Genomic DNA, 17,092 nt, shown 5'->3' with positions numbered 1-17,092 from the left:
GAGGGCGAGGGTAGCGAAGAATGGTTTGATGTTCATGATTCAAAAAATGGGTAAAAGAAATAGTTAGAAACTTGGAAGCCTCTATACGACGAAGCGTGCCGGAAGGGTGAAACCCGCACGACTTTGGCCGGCAAATCCGCTTCTCGGCACGTCCTCGCCGGGGTGGGCATCTACTGCCAGGCCCTGGCTTTTTTCTGAAATCACCCGCGCAGAAAGCAGGTGATTGGCGGGCGGGCAGTATCTTCTCCCACACTTTCCCTGTCCGTTGCCATGGCCTACCGCTACGTCATTCGCCACCACGCCTACACGTTCGATGACCTGAAGACGCTGCTGGCGCGGGCCTCGCCGCTGCGCTCCGGCGATGTGCTGGCCGGCGTGGCCGCCGCTACCTACGAAGAACGGGTAGCGGCCCAGCTAGCCCTGGCCGATGTGCCCTTGCGCGACTTCCTGCACGAGGCCCTCGTGCCCTACGAGCAGGACGAAGTAACCCGCCTCATAATCGATACGCACGACGCGGCGGCATTTGCCCCCATCAGCCATTTCACGGTGGGGCAGCTGCGCGACTGGCTGCTTTCCGACGAGGCCGACGCCCCCGCCCTGCAAGCCCTGGCCCCCGGCCTGACGCCGGAAATGGTGGCGGCCGTGTCGAAGCTCATGCGCAACCAGGAGCTGATTGCCGTGGCCCGCCGCTGCGAAGTGGTCACGCGCTTCCGCAACACGCTGGGGCTGCGCGGGCACCTGGCCACCCGCCTGCAGCCCAACCACCCCACCGACGACCTGCGCGGCATTGCCGCCAGCCTCGTCGATGGCCTGCTTTACGGAAGCGGCGATGCGGTGCTGGGCATCAATCCTGCCACCGACAACCCGCACACGGTGCATCAGCTGCTGAACATGCTGGACGCCGTGTGCGAGCAATACGCCATTCCCACGCAGTCGTGCGTGCTGTGCCACGTCACCACCACGCTGGAGCTCCTCAACCGGAGCGCGCCCGTTGATTTGGCGTTCCAGTCCATTGCCGGCACCGAGGCCGCCAATAGCAGCTTTGGCATCAACCTGGGCCTGCTGCAAGAGGCGTGGGAAGGCACGCGCGCCCTCAACCGGGGCACCGTGGGCCAGCAGGTGATGTACTTCGAAACCGGTCAGGGCAGCGCCCTGTCGGCCAATGCCCACCACGGCCTCGACCAGCAAACTTGCGAGGCCCGAGCCTACGCCGTGGCCCGCCGGTTCGACCCGCTGCTGGTCAACTCGGTGGTGGGCTTCATCGGCCCGGAATACTTGTATGACGGCAAGCAAATCATCCGGGCGGCGCTGGAAGACCATTTCTGCGGCAAGCTCCTGGGCCTGCCCATGGGCATGGACGTGTGCTATACCAACCACGCCGAAGCCGACCAGGACGACATGGACACGCTGCTCACCCTGCTCGGCGTGGCCGGCTGCAACTTCATCATGGGCGTGCCCGGCGCCGACGACATCATGCTCAGCTATCAGTCCACTTCTTTTCACGATGCCTTGTATCTGCGGCGCGTGCTGGGGCTGCGGCCCGCGCCCGAGTTTGAGGCGTGGCTGGAGCAGCAGGGCATTTTCAACGCCCAGGGACAGCTGTTGCCGGCTTCGGCCTCTGCCCAGCTGCTGGGTCGGCTGCCAGCCGCCCTGCGCTAACCGAACCAAACTACCGCGTATTGCTCATGACCGACTTGCCCAATCCACTGCCTGCCGCCGCACCAGCACCCGACCCCTGGGAGTCGCTGAAAGCCTTTACGGCTGCCCGCATTGCCCTGGGCCGCACCGGCACCAGCGTGCCGCTGCGGGAGGCGTTGGCGTTTAAGCTGGCGCATGCTCACGCCCGCGATGCAGTATACTCGACGCTGGCAACCCAAGAGCTGCTGGCTGAGCTGGAAAAGCTTCAGTTGCCCGTGCTGCAAGTGCGCAGCCGGGCCCGGAACCGCCAGGAGTATTTGCAGCGGCCGGACTGGGGCCGGCAGCTGGACGAGGAATCCGAAACCTTGCTGGCAGGCTTGGCCGAGCAAGAAACGGACGTCGCCATCATTCTAGCCGATGGATTATCGGCCACGGCCATCAACGAGCACGCCCTGCCCCTGCTGCAGCTACTGGTGCCCCAGTTGCATCAAGCGGGCTTTCGCTTGGCCCCGATTACGCTGGCCGAGCAAGCCCGCGTGGCCCTCGGCGACGCCATCGGCCAGCGGCTCGGGGCACGGCTTACGCTCCTGCTCATCGGGGAGCGGCCGGGGCTCAGTGCGCCCCACAGCCTAGGCGCCTACTTCACCTACGGCCCGCGCCCCGGCCTCACCGACGAGGCCCGCAACTGCGTTTCCAACATTCGGCCCGAAGGCCTGCCTTATCACCTGGCGGCCGGCAAGCTGCTTTTTCTAATTCAGCAAGCCCTGCGCCGCCAACTCTCGGGGGTTGGGCTGAAGGATGACACTGGCTTGCTCGCCGAGTAGCGTGCGGAAGGCGTAGGGGCGGGAAAGTTGTCATCCGTCCTGCCGTTACCAAACCCGTTTGGCTGCGTAAACGAGTCAGAAAACCACCTTACTGCTCACTGCCATGCCGTTTCCTTACTCCCTTCGTTCGATAGCTGCCCTGCTCCTGCTGGTGCCCGCCGCGTGCAGCTACGACATCGCCGAACGCCCCACCGGCGGCCCTGTAGTTGCGGCCGTTGACAACACCGCCCCGACGGCGTCGCCCCTACGCGACGTGCGGTGGGAGCTACGCGAGCTAGACGGCCAGGCCGCTCCTGCCATGGAGCAAACGCCGTATTTGCTACTGGACGAAGACCGGGCCCGCGTGGAGGGCCGCGCCGGTTGCAACCGGTTTTCGGGCCCGTATACGGCGCCCGCCGTGGGCCAGCTCCGCCTGGGTCCGCTGGCCACCACCCGCAGTGCCTGCCCAGACCTCGCCGCCGAAGGCAACTTCCTCCAGGCCCTCAACAAGGTGCAGCACTACCGCATTAGCGGCAATGCCCTCAGTTTGTACTCGGCCGATACCCTGGGGCCGCCGCTTGCCCGCTTTCAAGCCGTGGCGGGCAATAAGAAATAGCACCGCTACCCAAACGGGTTTGCCCATCCCCATACCGAATGTTTAGAAATTTGATAGGTCATGCTGAGCTTGTCGAAGCATCTCTCCCGCTTTGTTGAACGGTTCTTACGAAGCGGGAGAGATGCTTCGACTGCGCTCAGCAGGACGGTCAAATTGTTTTTCGGATAGGCTCTTACACTTATGGATAGTCAGGCGGCCTGCAAAGCGCGCTACTTCTCTTTTTTCCAGGTTTCCGTGAACGCCTGCTTGCTGAAATAGCTATAGAGCTGCGATACGGGGTTGATGACAACGACCTCGGCGGGCTGTTCGTCCGTGGCCTCGGACATGGCCAGGTCCAGCTCGTATTCCTGCCCGTGGCGGAAGCCCGCAAAGCCGTCCATGCCGCGGAACGTGTATTTCTTTTTCTGGAATTCCATTTTGTAAAGTTGCTGTGTTTCGCGAGGTCAAGGCACTAGCCATGTACCCTGACAAATAAAAATCCCCTCTGAAATAATCAGAGGGGATTTTTTAGTGGCCGCGTTAGGAATCGAACCTAAATCAAGAGCTTCGGAAACTCTCATACTATCCGTTGTACGACGCGGCCGGGTCTGGATAGGAGTGCAAAAGTAGCCTCAAAAGCGAGGCGGACCAAATCCGTGGCACAATTCCTCCGCTTTTCGCTGCCGCGCGCACAACCCAACCGGCCCGAAAGCAGTTAAGCCAACAGTGCTTTTGAGGTAAAACCATCTAATTCCCACGTCCTTTTTATGAAAAAGAATCTGTACACGGCCGACGCCTCGGCCGTTGGTGGCCGCAGTGGCCACGTTCGCTCGGCCACGGGCATCATCGACCTGGATATGTCGGTTCCCGAAGGGCTGGGCGGCAAGAAAGGCGCTACCAATCCCGAAGAGCTATTTGCCGCCGGATATGCCTCGTGCTTCCAGCAGGCCCTGCTCGTCATTGCCCAAAAGGCTGGCGACCGGCTCGATAACGAAAGCTCGGTAAAGTGCTCCGTTACCTTGTTTCAGGAAGGCGAAGGCTACGGGCTGAGTGCCATCCTCGACGTCGACCTGAAGAAGTTCGACGAGGCCAAAACCATTGATATGGTGCGCCAGGCCCACAAAATATGCCCTTATTCGGTGGGCACCCGCGGCAACATGGAAGTCGAGCTGCGCGTGATGGGCAAGCCCGTACCGGTAGAGGCCGAAGAAAACATTGGCGTTGCCGAGCACAAATAGGTTGGATTTGCTCCCCAGCAGCTAACAGTCCCGCTAACAGCCCCGCTAACAAAAAAGGCCCGCCTGATAATCAGGCGGGCCTTTTTTACAACTATTAACGAGCAATTAAGCCGTAGCCAGCACTTCTTTCACGCGGGCGGCGGCATCCTTCAGCAACACGGCCGAGGATACTTTCAGGCCGCTTTCGTCGATGATGCGGGCGCCTTCTTCGGCGTTGGTGCCTTGCAGGCGCACGATGATGGGCACGCGGATGTCGCCGATGGCTTTGTAAGCCTCAACTACGCCATTCGCAACCCGGTCGCAACGCACGATGCCGCCGAAAATGTTGATGAGAATGGCCTTCACGTTCGGGTCCTTCAGGATGATGCGGAAGCCGGCTTCTACGGTCTGGGCGTTGGCTCCACCCCCTACGTCGAGGAAGTTGGCCGGCTCGCCGCCGCTCAGCTTGATGATGTCCATGGTGGCCATGGCCAGGCCGGCGCCGTTCACCATGCAGCCCACGTTGCCGTCGAGCTTCACGTAGTTCAGGTTGTTCTGGCTGGCTTCTACTTCCAAGGGGTCTTCCTCGTTGAAGTCGCGCAGGGCCACGAAATCCTTGTGGCGGTAGAGGGCGTTTTCGTCCAGCGTCACCTTGGCGTCAACGGCCAAAATCTTGTTGTCCGAGGTTTTCAACACGGGGTTGATTTCGAACATGGCGCTGTCGGTTTCGTCGTAGGCTTTGTACAGGGCCGTCACGAACTTCACCATTTCCTTTTGCGCGTCGCCCTCGAGGCCGAGGTTGAAGGCAATTTTGCGGGCCTGGAAGCCCTGCAAGCCCACGGCGGGGTCGATGTGCTCGCGGTGGATTTTCTCGGGATGCGCCTCGGCTACCTCCTCAATGTCCATGCCGCCTTCGGTGGTGTAGATGATGACGTTTTTGCCGGTGGCGCGGTCCAGCAGCACGCTCATGTAGTATTCCTTCGGCTCCGAAACGCCGGGGTAGTACACGTCCTGAGCTACCAATACCTTGTGCACTTTGCGGCCTTCGGGGCCGGTTTGCTTGGTAATGAGCTGCATGCCAATGATGTCGGTGGCAATGTCCTTCACCTTGTCAATGCCTTTGGCGAGCTTCACCCCGCCCCCTTTGCCCCGTCCGCCGGCGTGGATTTGCGCCTTGATAACGTACCAGCTGGTGCCGGTTTCAGCAGTCAGTTTTTCGGCGGCGGCCACGGCTTCCTCGGGCGTATCGGCCACAATGCCTTCTTGGATACGGACACCGTATTTTTTCAGGATTTCCTTACCCTGGTATTCGTGAATGTTCATAAGGTTGGTAAAGGGGTGGGTTTAGCTACGCTTACCTTCGGTTGGTGGCACGAAAGTACGGCTTAGCCCGTCATTGCCCATACCACCGCGCCAATACCGCTTCGGCTGGTTTGTGCTGGGGCGTAAAATCGGCGTGCCGGCGGCCGGGTCCATCGGGTGCCAAGCCGGGGTACCACTTCCAGATAAACATGCCTTTTAGCCACGGCAAGCCCCAACAGGCTCGGAACAGGGCCTCGTAGCAGCGGGCCTGGGTGGTTTCGTCGGGCGTGGCAACGGTGGCCGTGCGCTCCGGCCACTCCCACGGCCGAATAGCCGCATCGGGGGTGGTTTTGTAGCCTACTTCGGTGAATACGATGGGCTTTTTGATTTTTTTCTGCCACAATGCGAGTTCACGCAAATGCGGCTGCCAGCCGAGCATGAGGGCCTCCAGGGAAGGGGCGTTAGTGGTGCTCAAGGGGAAATAGGCTTGGATGCCCACGTAGTCCAGCGCGTCCCAAAATGTGACTTGCTGGTATTCGCCGCTCCAGTTGGCGGCGTAGGTGAGCGGGCCGTGGTACACCCGCCGAATCTGCCGGATGAGGCGGCGCCAGGCTTTGTCGTGCGCCGGCTCGGTGGCGTGCAGCAGCTCAGTGCCAATGCAAAGGCCGTCGAAATGCCCTTTCTCCGCCACCTCGGCGTAGTGCAGTATGTAGCTGGCATAGCTGGCAAACCACGTATCCCAATCTTTCTCGCTGGTCATGTTGATGTCGCCGGGCCAGGTGCCATTGCCGCGCACCCACAGGTGTGGTTTCAGAAGCGTACGGATGCCGTGCTGGTGGGCCAGTTGCGCGGTGTGCAGCAGGCCAGCGTCGCTTTCGCCCCAATAGCCGCCGCGGCTGGGGCGCCGCTCGGTGCGCACCCGAATAAGCGGCTCGGCCGCGCCCGCCTGCCAGCCAAAGGGCATTTGGGCTATCCACGTGACGTGGGCTTTGCGCAACGGTTCCATTTCGGCGGCGGTAGCCGAGTCACCGCCCACCCAGCTCACGCCGCGCAGCCGGGTGCTATCGAATGCTGTGGGGTTTCTTTTCTGAAAGTCATTTGGAGCCAGAGGCAATCCGGCAGTTGTTTCTTGGGGTGTGAGGTTGGGTTCACGACGTTGCTCTTGCGAGTAGGAAAGCCCCCAGAACGCCAGCAGCGACACCAAACCCAGCAAAACCAGCGGCCACCCGCGACGCCACGAAAACAAAGGTTGAGGCATGAGGAAAATTTCAGTCACTGGCAAAATGTGTTTTACGTCGGGCGGTTTGTAAGGCGTATACCGTCCGGCTTTGCTCCGCCCGGATTGTGCGTAGCTTTGCCACTACCGCATCATTCACGCTTATCGTTGCCCGCCGTTGCTGCAAGCTATCAACATTCATAAGAGCTACAACTCCTTGAACGTGCTCAAGGGCATCGATTTAACGATTGAAAAGTCGGAAATCGTTAGCATCGTGGGCTCGTCGGGCGCCGGAAAAAGCACGCTGCTGCACATCCTCGGCACCCTGGACAACCCCGATTCGGGCGAGGTGTTATTTGATGGCGAATCCGTCAGCTCTCTGGGGCGCAACGACTTGGCCCGGTTCCGAAACCGTCACATCGGCTTCATCTTCCAGTTTCACAACCTACTGCCCGAGTTCACGGCCCTCGAAAACGTGTGCCTGCCCGCCTACCTGGCCGGGCGCTCCGAAAAAGAAGTGCGCGTGCGAGCCCGCGAACTCCTCGGCATGCTGAACATGGAATTCCGCGCCGACCACAAGCCCAGCGAAATGAGCGGCGGCGAGCAGCAGCGCGTGTCCGTGGCCCGCGCCCTCATCAATTCGCCCGAAATCATCTTCGCCGACGAGCCCAGCGGCAACCTCGACACCAAAAACGCCCAGGAGCTGCACCAGATTTTCTTCCTGCTGCGCAAAGAGCTGGGCCAGACCTTCGTTATCGTGACGCACAACGACCAACTGGCCGAAATGGCCGACCGCAAGATTGTGATGCGCGACGGCCACATTGTAGAAGGCGGCTAGCCCCCGGCAACTGCGGATTTTTCGTCAGCAGTGCATCCAAAAGATTACTGATTAAAGCCGAAGCATCAGGAGATGCTTCGGCTTTCTGCTTTTTGGCTATGATTGCAATGCCAGCTCATCGTTCCGCATTCGGCTGTGGTGTGGAGCAGCCTGGCGTCCTGGGCGCCTGTCATGCTGGGGCATCTGGCATCCTGGGGTGCCTGTCATGCTGAGCCTGCGAAGCATCTTCTCACCGCGGAACGATTCAGACGTGAGAAGATGCTTCGCAGGCTCAGCATGACAGATGGCGCGGGATAGCTGCTATGGCTGGGCGGACGACGGATGTGTAGGACGGATGATTTATGGGCTTAGGCGTGATTGTCAAGCCCGATGCAATTACCTGATTTATGACGGCACTAATTGAGCACTGTCAATGTTTTGCGCCTAGCAATCATCATTCCCAACCTCATTAGCTTTACTATTTTTTACTATTACTGATAACTCACTGATTAACAATAATAAAATTTACTAAAAATTCTGGCTTTTTTGGCACGTTATTTTCTATCTTTAGGTTATACATACGAACATCAGTTGGACACATTACTAAAGAACACAGCCATGAACGAGGCCACCAAAACCACCAAGGACATTACCAAAAAAGTGAAAATCGAGAGCTACGACATCAGCCGCTCCGATGAAACGCTGGACCTGGCGAAGGACCTCGCCAAGTTCATCAAGGACAACAAGCTCACCACCAACGTGCAGGGCAAGGAGTTCGTGAACGTGGAAGGCTGGCAGTACGCTGGTTCGCGCCTGGGCATTGTGCCTATTGTGGAGCACGTCATCAACGTGAGCAGCCCCGAGGAAATGAAATACCAAGCCAAAGTGACGCTGTTTGACATCCGTCATCAGGTGACTGTAGGCGCGGGCTTCGCCGTGTGCTCGAATAAGGAGAGCGGCAAGAAGTTCTACCAGGAGTTTGCCATCATGAGCATGGCCCAGACCCGGGCCATCGGCAAGGCGTATCGCAACTGCCTGGCCTGGATTATCCGCGCCGCTGGCTACGAGCCCACCCCTGCTGAAGAAATGGACTACAATACCAATACGCAGGCGGTAACGGCACCAGCGGCCGTAGCTCAGGCCGTGCCGGCCATGCAGGTGGTGCCTTCGGAGGTGCCGGCTGTGGCAGCCGAGCAAGCTGCTCCAGTGCAATACGCCACGGCTTCGCAGAAAGAGGAAATCATCCGCTTGCTGAACCACCCGGTGATTACCCGCCCTGAGAAGACCAAAATGTTGCTCAACATCAACCGCCTCGACGAGGAGCGCGCCGTGCAGGCCATCGCCAAGCTGCGCAATGCTATTGACGACCGTGAGAACGGCGAGAAGGCCGCAGCTTAATCTTCGGCTTAAGAAATCAAAGAGCCCGACACGTTAACGTGTCGGGCTTTTTTGTTGTCGTATTTTGGGCGTTGGTGGTGAGCTATGTTTACTATAAGCACCGTTTAAGTGAACAGGCCGCGCAGGTCGCACAAACCAGAGCAGGGGCCTAAATTGCCTCCTTTCTTTCCCCCGGCGCGGTCGTTTCCGTCAAGGGCATACGCCATTTAATTGAAAAGCTTCCTCCCGCACCGACTTGCATTCTTCCTCGTGGGGACATTGGGGCTGATTCATTGCCAGCCAAACGCCGAACAAAACGCCCGCTTTAGTCAAGCTTCGACCCTAACCGATACGATTGAGGTCACGTCCTATTCTTTTGAAAGAGAAAACAGCGCCGCGCTCGCTGACTGGAAGGGGTTTCAAGATGGAGACGAGTTCATTGCCCTGCCCCCGGATTGGCGGGATACGGTGCAGGGCCAAACCCTCGTCATTGCTCCGGGTAAGAACCAGGGGGGCTACGAGGTGCTCACGTTTGCGCGTTTCGACCGCGAGGGAGACAACCGGGCGGAAAGCGAACGATTAGGGCAACAAGCCGCCCGAAGTGCCTTTTCCCCCTTTGCCGTGCGGGGCGACACGCTTAAAGAATTGGTGTTTGAGCGGGGGTTCGGCTACGAACGAAACGCCGATTTAGCCAAACAGGGCACCGACTACCAAGGCTATTGCTTGCTCTACGCGAACGACAGCACATTTTACAAATACACGCTGATTCTTTCGAAGCAACGACTTCGCGCCTACGACGGCAACTTAATTAGCGACATCGTGGGCAACCTGAAAATTGGCAATAAATACGTTTTTAGAACGGAGAACCCCGTGCAAAAAATCATCGTGCTGAACCCATAGGCTTTCGAAACCCTCCTTTTGCGATTCGGACCGTTAACGTGAACGCATCAAGACGAGGTGTATTTCCTGTGAACGTACCTTGCCGGCACTCACCCCCGGCCTTTTTATGACCAGTCGAGACTTGCGCAATGCCTTGCTAACTGCCGTAGCGGCTGACCTGCTTCCTTTCGGCTTTGTGCTCAACCGGGCACAGGCCGAGTTCACGCAACGCACCCCCGACGGGTGGAACAAAGTGCAGTTGGTGTTTCTGTGGCAAAATCCGGGGTGGGAAATCAAAGCAGGGTTCTTGATTCGCCTTCACCGCGTTGAGCAGATTTACCACCAAGCATCGTACTTTGAGCCCAAGTACCACCGCAGCACGCCCACCATTGGCATTCCGTTGGAAAACTTGCTCACCAACGGACAAACGAGCTGCGCGACGCTGTGCACGGCTGCCGATGTTGCCCCTTGTTTGGAGTGGATGAAGGGGCTGTTTGAGGACCAGGCGCAGCCTTTCTTTGCGCGCTACCACGCGATTCCGGTTCTGGAACAAGCGGTAAATGCTGCACCGGGCACGGGCTTGTTTTCGGGACTGAAATACGAAGGCAACGTCGGAATGATTTTAGCCAAGTTGGTCGATTCTCCCGCGTATACCCAGCTTCAGCAACGCTACCGGAAGCACTACGAATGGCTGGCGAATGGTTTCTACTTGCCGGAGTACGAAAAGCTATTAAAAGTCCTTGAGGAAATCTAACGGGTCGAACAATCCAAGGTCTAAATCCAAGGCAATTCTCTCGTTTACCTTCCGTCCCTTTTCGTAAACTTGGTTACTGCTATACCTTGCCGGCATGAAAGGGCTTCGTTTACTGATTCACGTGGGTTTAATGGCAAGCCTTTTCGGCTGCGTTTCTTGCCAAAAAGCCAAGAACAAACGCCAGCAACTGCGCCAATCCGTTGACCAATACTACTTCGACACGAAAGACCGCCTCTTTCCCCAATTCGACGCCACGCGCCCGGATACCGAAAGCAACAAGCGGCGGTTCAAGGAGTTCGTCGGCATCGCGCCTGCTGCCGACGTGAAGCACCTGTACTGCAACGCGGACGAGATGGGCATTGATGCCTCCTATTCCTTTGTTTTTACGTGCGATACGGCCACCCACCACGCCATCATTCGCCACTTGCAGCTGACGCCCGATTCTAGCATCGTTGACTTTGCGTTGGGTGGATTTGCAACCGATGTGTGGTGGTGGAACAAAGCAGTGATGGCCAGAGAAAAACCACACAGTCGCCAGCAACAGGACCTGCGCTGGTACTTATGGCGGGACCAGAAAAATGGCAAGGATTACTTCCTCACCTTCGATATGTGAGGGATGCTCAATTCCGTGAAATGCCCAAGTACAACTGACTATAACCCTCGTTTTACTATTCGGACCGTGGCTGTTGCAGAACGCTTGGAGAGACTCCCCTTTAGGCGACAGTACGCACAACCTCGTCGAGAATAGGCCTTTTTCAGCCTTTTTGGCGCTCCAGCATGGGCCTTATCGGTTTAAAAGGCGTTTCGTGGGAGTTCTGCAACAGCCACGACCGTTTTTGTAAACAAGGGATAACCTAGTTGCTGTTTCCTTCGGCCAAGGCTCGCAGCGGTGCCCGCTAATCTGGCCGTGCGGCGATGCGTGGGGGGCGTTTACGCGGCTGGGGCGCGACGGCTGCTCGTTGCTTCCGCGTAAGGGGCGACAAGAGTAGCCCTATGGTGGCCGAATCCGCTACATAGAGTTTCTTTTCCCACAAAATAGTCCCCGCCCGGTCCATTTGCAGGCGCGCCGTGCGCCCGTCGGCGTAGGTGAGCAGGTACAGAAGCCGGACGAAATCATGGCCGAATTCGCGGCCCACTGGGGCGGCACGGCGCGCGAGGGTCCGGTCGAGAGCCCGCAGAAAGGACTGGGGACGACGCACCGTGGCTTCCACCCGGGGGGAGGCGACGATGCTCACCGAATCGATGGGAAACCGGATGAATTTGGTCAGCCCGTGCGCGTACACGCGGAGGTGTTGAACCTGCCGGGATTGCGCGTTTGCTTCGCGGAAAGGAATCCCAGTGCTGAGGAAACCGAGGGCAAGCAGCCAAGTGAAACGGCGAAAGGAGCTGCTCATGTAAGAAAGTGGGTAAGCGTTGTCGGGTCAAATATTACTCTCCTTCAACTGAATGGCCGCGTTTACCTTCGGACCGTTTTAGCAAACTGCTGGTTGCCCAGCTTCGCGCCCGTTTACTCGTCAATGTTTTGCGGGGGGCCCGCCTGAGCAAACCCGCCTCCCCCCAATTTGATTTCGGTAAGCAAGGCTTGTACGGGCCACACGAGCTCGTCTTGGTTGCACCAATACTCGTGGAAGGTCCCGTACTGTTCGTAGGACGAACGATTGAATCCTTCCTCAATGTCATTGTACCAGATGATTTGCTTCCCCATTACGGCCACAACCCAGAACCCGCCTCCTTCGTCGCCGTAGGGCGTTTGCTGCCACTTTTCAGGGAAGATTTGAATCAGTTGCCAGAAACGCCACAGCTCGCCCTGCATCTTTTCTTCGGCCGCCAGAATCTCATCATATAGGGCTTCGAGTGCCACGGGTTCCCACTGCATAAAGCACGTTCTTTGGGTAGTTCAGCCGAAAGGTAAACGGGCAGTAACACTCGTTTTGCGATTCGGACCGTTTTTCTGAACAGAGCCACATCGTTATTCTTTGCCTTCGTGCCGTCTGTGAAATACATGCCTTTTGCGCCGACGTGTGCGCTGCTGATTGGCAGCCTCTTGATAGCAAGCTGCTCCTCTGCGCCCACTAAGGAAAGGGCGTGCACGGCCCCTACGCACGAAGTCCACCTTTATGCCACCAACCGGAGCTATCAAGACACGTTGGCGCCCGTCCGGCTGGTCATTGACGATTCGCTGGTCGTCGCCCAGGTGATTCCACGGAACATCACCGGCGATGAACCTTTTGCGCGCATGGTTCGCCTCTGTGAGGGGACGCACCGGCTACACGTGGAATTTGGGCGCTATGCCCGGGACACCACGTTTGTGGTTCGGGAGAACATCTCCCTGCTCACGTACATGCACTACGACACCACGTCGTTCGTTATCAAAGAAAGCGGGCAGCGACTCCCACCTGATCTCAGGGAAAATGGGGTACATGTTGTCACGCTTGTGCGGGATGGTGACACCACTAGCCGTGCAGTAAAATAACGCTGCTTTTACTTTTCGGACCGTTTTTATGAACGGAGGCAGCTGTCCTCATTCGCGCTGCTGAAACCGCCCGGTTGTGCGGGTCGTCGGTTTTGGGCCGCGGGGCCCGGCCGTGTTCCACACGCGGCGAAGCCCCGAGCGGGCCGCGCCCCGGGCGCCCCACGCACGAAGCACCGCCCGTGCAGTACAATAAAATAATTTATATATACTAATCGGCCGCCCGCCGGCTACCTTTACCGTTCCGCTTGTGTGGCCGCGCGCCGACGCGGTGCTGAGCGGGGGTATCCGTGGTTTTTCCCTATACTTTTTTTCCATTTCCTGTTGAAACACTTCTTCTCTTTTGCATTACGGCCGGGCGGCGCCCGCCCGGCCGTAATGCTGGCCCTGAGCCTGGGGCTGGCCCCGGCCGCCTTCGGGCAAACCGTCACCTTCGCGCCGGCCGTGAACTACGGGACGGGGCTCTCTTCCCAAAACGTGGCCGTGGGCGACTTCAACAACGACGGCAAGCCCGACGTGGTCACGTTCAATGTGGTCGCGGCCAGCGCCGCGCTGTCGGTGCGGCTCAACCTGGGCGCGGGCAGCTTCGGGCCGGCCACGAACTACGCAATACTCGGAGCGGGACCCGGTAGCGTGGCGGTGGGCGACTTCAACGGCGACGGCAAGCTCGACCTGGCCGTGGCCACGACTGGCCGTACCCCCCGCTTGTCGGTACTGCTGAACACGGGTACGGCCGCGATGCCGGGCACGTTCGGGGCGGCCGTCACCTACGGAGCCGGCGGTCCTGACGTGGCGGTGGGCGACTTCAACGGCGACAACAAGCCCGACCTGGCCGTGGTCTCCGGTATCGGTAGTGGTACCATGTCGGTACTGCTGAACAACACGGGTGCGGGCACGGCCCCGGGCACGGTTAGCTTCGCGCCGGCCGTCACCTATAATCTTAGGGAGAGCGATGATTTTTCATTTCTTTTCCCCCGCGGCGTGGCGGTGGGCGACTTCAACGGCGACAGCAAGCCCGACCTGGCCGTGGCCACCTCCCGGAGCACTGTGGCCGTGCTGCTGAACACGGGCACGGGTAGCTTTGGGTTTCGCGTCCTCTACGGCGTCGGTGATAGCAACAACAACGATGTCGCGGTAGGTGACTTCAACGGCGACAACAAGCCCGACCTGGCCGTGGCCTCCAGTTTTGGTAGCGTGGGGGTACTGCTGAGCAACACGGGTACGGGCACGGGTAACTTCGGGGCGGCCGTCAGCTACCCGGTCGCCGGTGGTGCTCTAAGCGTGGCGGTGGGCGACTTTGACGCCGATGGCAAGCCCGACCTGGCCGTGACCGGGTCAACCAGCAGCTCCTCCAACCAGGTGCGGGTCCTGCGGGGCACCGGCGCGGGCGCCTTCGGGGCTGCCACCGCTTACACGGTTGGCGGTACTGGCGCCGGGGCTGCCACCGGCGTGGCGGCGAGCGACCTCGACGGCGACGGCCGCCTCGACCTCGTCACGGGGATTAGCAACAACGCGAATGCCGACAACCTCGCGGTGCTGCTGAGCACGAGCGAAAGGGACCTGGAAATAAGCGACGTGCAGGACATCCCGGCCGGCTTCTACCGCAACATCACCATTAAAGACGGCGGATTCGGCACGCTCCTCGGCGACATCGCCGTGAGCGGGGCGCTGGTGGTGGAAGACGGCGGCACCTTGTACACCTTTGGCGACAACTGCTCCCGCATCACGGGGGCGGGCACGTTCACGCTGGCCGCCGGCGGCTACCTGGAAATCTGCGACGCCGCCGGCATTGCCCTCACCGGCGCCACGGGCACCGTCCAGACCGCCGGCGCGCGCAGCTTCTCCGATGATGCCAGCTATGACTACACCGCTGAGGAAGCCCAGGTGACGGGCTCCGGCCTGCCGGCCACCGTGCGCGAGCTCTACAGCTTCAACGACTTCGACGTGACCCTGACCCAGGCCGTGGCCATCCGCCAGTTGCTGGAACCGGTGAAGAGGGGCAACCTGCAGCTCAACGGGCAGGCCCTGACCCTGCTTTCCGATGCCAACGGCACGGCCCTGGTCGTGAACAATGTCTCGGAACTGACCGGTGATGTCCTGGGCAAGGTGCTGGGCAATACGGCCACCGTGCAGCGCTACCTCGACCCCTCGCTGAACCCCGGCCTGGGCTACCGCCACTACAGCGCCCCGGTCACGGGCTCGACCGTGGCGGACCTCGACACGAAAGCTGCCGGCGGCAGTTTCTCGCCCGAAGTAAGCCAGGCCAGCAGGTATAATGCCTCGGCCACGCCGGGCCGCATCGCACCTTTCCCCACCGTGTTCGGCTACGACCAAGCGCGGGTAACGATGACCAGCACCTACACCCCCTTCGACCGGGGCTTTGTGGTGCCCGCCGGCCTGAGCGCCCCGCTGGCCGTGGGCCGCGGCTACGCCGTCCAAATCGCCGGCACCGAGAAAGTGGACTTCACCGGCACGCTCAACACGGGCGACATTAACGTGGGCCTGAGCCGCCTTGGGGAGAACGCCGACGCCGGCTGGGCCCTGGTGGGCAACCCCTACCCGGCGCCGATTGACGGCGCCGCCCTCTTCGAGAACAACAACGCCACCGGCCTAGAAGAGAGCTTCTACGTGGTGGAAAGCACCAGCGCTTACGAAGGCATGTACCGCGCCATCGCGCGCAACTTTGAGGGCGACCAGAACACGCTCATCGCCGCCGGCCAGGGCTTCTTCGTGCGCGTTGCAGAAGGGGCCATCGACGGCGCCCAATTGCAGTTCCGCGACGCCCAGCGCGTGACGGACTTCGGCACGCAGGTGCGCATGTACCGCGGCACGGCCTCGACCCAGCCCACCGTGGCCCTGACGCTGCGCGGCACCACCGGCCCCGTGGACAAGCTCTTCGTCTACGCCGCTGCGGCGGCCACGCCGGGCTTCGACAGTGGCTACGACGCCTGGAAGCTGCCCAACTCGACGGGCCTGAACCTGTCGTCGGTGGCGGCCACGGGCGAGGCGCTGGCCATCGACGGCCGCCCGGCCTTCGCCGCTGGCACGGCCGTGGCCCTGCGCCTGAGCGTGCCCACAGCCGGTCGCTACACCCTAAACGCTCTCCGTGTAGCGAACCTGCCGGCCGGGCTGGTGGCCTACCTGCACGACGCGGCCACCGGCCAGCAGGTGGACCTCTCGGCCCAGCCCACCACCACCGTCACGCTGCCGGCGGGCCTGAGCACGCGCTACCGCCTCGTGTTTGCCCCGGCCACGGCCCTGACGGCGGCCCCGGCCCTGACGGCGGCCCAGGTGGCCCTGTTCCCCAACCCGGCGGGCACGGCCGCCGCCGTGCAGGTAACGCTGCCCGTGGCCGTCGGCACCCGCACGGCCCATGCCACGGTACTGAACACCCTGGGCCAGGTCGTGCGCGAAACGGCCCTGGCCGTGCAAGCCGGCCAGGCGAGCGGCACGCTGCGCACGCAGGGCCTGGCCGCCGGCGTCTACGTCGTGCGCCTGCAAGCCGGCGCCGAGGTGGTTAGCAAACGCCTGGTGGTCGACTAAGGCCCGGAGACGGGCGCTCCTTCCCGCAGGGGCGCCTTTGTTTACTTTTTTCCTCTCTATTAACTCCCTGTTTATGCGTTCTTTTCACTTTCTTGCCCGGGGCATTGCCGGGCTAACCCTCGCTGCGGGGCTACTGCTCCACGCGGTCCCGGCCCGGGCCCAGGCCACCAGCGACGCGCCCGGTAGCCCCGGCCCCCGGCCCGGGGCGCCCCCCGCCACCGTGCCCATTGACGGCGGCGCCTCGCTGTTGCTGGCCAGCGGGGTGGCCTACGGCCTACGGAAGCTACGCCAGCGCCGCGCCCGCTAGCCCGTTTCTAAACGAGCAACAATTAAACAGGAGGACGTCCCACAAGGGCGGCCTCCTGTTTCATGTACGCTCCGTTTACTATTCGGATTACTATGCAGACCGTTTCGCTAAACGATAGGCCGCGGGTACATCCCCCTTGCCGCTCCGTTGGTTTCAGACGCGCTACCCCTGTTT

17 protein-coding genes and 1 tRNA gene are annotated in these 17,092 nt (G+C 60.5%); 12 read left to right on the top strand and 6 right to left on the bottom strand.

The features are described 5' to 3' along the window. The first annotated feature begins 270 nt into the window (after positions 1–270). The 3 genes from I2I05_RS09735 (at position 271) to I2I05_RS09725 (ending at position 3,057) form a co-directional block, all read left to right on the top strand. Entirely contained in the window at positions 271–1,659 is a 1,389-nt protein-coding gene (locus I2I05_RS09735) for an ethanolamine ammonia-lyase subunit EutB (RefSeq protein ID WP_196282064.1), read from the top strand. Positions 1,660–1,685: 26 nt separating this feature from the next. Then, positions 1,686–2,462, top strand: coding sequence for an ethanolamine ammonia-lyase subunit EutC (gene eutC, locus I2I05_RS09730; protein WP_196282063.1), 777 nt, complete (start codon positions 1,686–1,688; stop codon positions 2,460–2,462). A gap of 103 nt (positions 2,463–2,565) precedes the next feature. Continuing rightward, positions 2,566–3,057: an META domain-containing protein gene (locus I2I05_RS09725; protein ID WP_196282062.1), complete on the top strand. Its 492-nt coding sequence runs from the start codon at positions 2,566–2,568 to the stop codon at positions 3,055–3,057. Between the two features lie 209 nt (positions 3,058–3,266). Here the strand turns inward: I2I05_RS09725 and I2I05_RS09720 are convergent, their stop codons facing one another. Then, positions 3,267–3,473 carry a hypothetical protein gene (locus I2I05_RS09720; protein WP_196282061.1) on the bottom strand — a complete coding sequence of 69 codons (207 nt, stop codon included), beginning with the start codon at positions 3,471–3,473 and terminating at the stop codon, positions 3,267–3,269. A gap of 95 nt (positions 3,474–3,568) precedes the next feature. After that, positions 3,569–3,640: transfer RNA gene (locus I2I05_RS09715), tRNA-Arg, on the bottom strand. Positions 3,641–3,803: 163 nt separating this feature from the next. Between I2I05_RS09715 and I2I05_RS09710 the strand changes: the two genes are divergently transcribed. Then, entirely contained in the window at positions 3,804–4,274 is a 471-nt protein-coding gene (locus I2I05_RS09710) for an organic hydroperoxide resistance protein (protein ID WP_196282060.1), read from the top strand. A gap of 105 nt (positions 4,275–4,379) precedes the next feature. Here I2I05_RS09710 and sucC read toward each other — a convergent pair whose 3' ends face one another. Continuing rightward, the gene (sucC, locus tag I2I05_RS09705) at positions 4,380–5,576 is read right to left on the bottom strand and encodes an ADP-forming succinate--CoA ligase subunit beta (protein WP_196282059.1); all 1,197 of its coding nucleotides are present in this window, start codon (positions 5,574–5,576) and stop codon (positions 4,380–4,382) included. Positions 5,577–5,646: 70 nt separating this feature from the next. Then, positions 5,647–6,813 (bottom strand): glycoside hydrolase family 113, encoded by a 1,167-nt coding sequence (locus tag I2I05_RS09700; protein WP_196282058.1) that lies wholly within the window; start codon positions 6,811–6,813, stop codon positions 5,647–5,649. Between the two features lie 136 nt (positions 6,814–6,949). On the opposite strand from I2I05_RS09700, the gene I2I05_RS09695 reads away from it, so the two are divergent. From I2I05_RS09695 to I2I05_RS09675, 5 genes are all read left to right on the top strand, one after another. Continuing rightward, positions 6,950–7,609, top strand: a complete 660-nt coding sequence (locus I2I05_RS09695) for an ABC transporter ATP-binding protein (protein ID WP_196282057.1) — start codon at positions 6,950–6,952, stop codon at positions 7,607–7,609. Positions 7,610–8,206: 597 nt separating this feature from the next. Then, complete coding sequence (locus I2I05_RS09690; protein WP_196282056.1) at positions 8,207–8,986, top strand: hypothetical protein; 780 nt, start codon at positions 8,207–8,209, stop codon at positions 8,984–8,986. Positions 8,987–9,196: 210 nt separating this feature from the next. Further along, entirely contained in the window at positions 9,197–9,865 is a 669-nt protein-coding gene (locus I2I05_RS09685) for a hypothetical protein (protein WP_196282055.1), read from the top strand. A 106-nt stretch (positions 9,866–9,971) separates the two neighbouring features. Continuing rightward, the gene (locus tag I2I05_RS09680; RefSeq protein ID WP_196282054.1) at positions 9,972–10,598 is read left to right on the top strand and encodes a hypothetical protein; all 627 of its coding nucleotides are present in this window, start codon (positions 9,972–9,974) and stop codon (positions 10,596–10,598) included. Positions 10,599–10,728: 130 nt separating this feature from the next. Further along, complete coding sequence (locus I2I05_RS09675) at positions 10,729–11,211, top strand: hypothetical protein (RefSeq protein ID WP_196282053.1); 483 nt, start codon at positions 10,729–10,731, stop codon at positions 11,209–11,211. A 283-nt stretch (positions 11,212–11,494) separates the two neighbouring features. Here the strand turns inward: I2I05_RS09675 and I2I05_RS09670 are convergent, their stop codons facing one another. Continuing rightward, positions 11,495–11,992: a hypothetical protein gene (locus I2I05_RS09670; RefSeq protein WP_196282052.1), complete on the bottom strand. Its 498-nt coding sequence runs from the start codon at positions 11,990–11,992 to the stop codon at positions 11,495–11,497. A 113-nt stretch (positions 11,993–12,105) separates the two neighbouring features. Further along, entirely contained in the window at positions 12,106–12,474 is a 369-nt protein-coding gene (locus I2I05_RS09665) for a hypothetical protein (RefSeq protein ID WP_196282051.1), read from the bottom strand. Positions 12,475–12,582: 108 nt separating this feature from the next. Between I2I05_RS09665 and I2I05_RS09660 the strand changes: the two genes are divergently transcribed. From I2I05_RS09660 to I2I05_RS09650, 3 genes are all read left to right on the top strand, one after another. After that, positions 12,583–13,071 (top strand): hypothetical protein, encoded by a 489-nt coding sequence (locus I2I05_RS09660; protein WP_196282050.1) that lies wholly within the window; start codon positions 12,583–12,585, stop codon positions 13,069–13,071. Positions 13,072–13,392: 321 nt separating this feature from the next. Continuing rightward, positions 13,393–16,611, top strand: coding sequence for a T9SS type A sorting domain-containing protein (locus I2I05_RS09655; protein ID WP_196282049.1), 3,219 nt, complete (start codon positions 13,393–13,395; stop codon positions 16,609–16,611). Between the two features lie 73 nt (positions 16,612–16,684). Beyond that, positions 16,685–16,918: a PID-CTERM protein-sorting domain-containing protein gene (locus tag I2I05_RS09650; RefSeq protein ID WP_196282048.1), complete on the top strand. Its 234-nt coding sequence runs from the start codon at positions 16,685–16,687 to the stop codon at positions 16,916–16,918. Positions 16,919–17,092 lie beyond the last annotated feature (174 nt).

Source organism: Hymenobacter jeongseonensis (assembly GCF_015694725.1).
Taxonomy (GTDB): Bacteria; Bacteroidota; Bacteroidia; order Cytophagales; family Hymenobacteraceae; genus Hymenobacter; species Hymenobacter jeongseonensis.
Note: the sequence above shows the minus strand (reverse complement) of the source record. Positions and strands in the feature narration are given on the sequence as shown.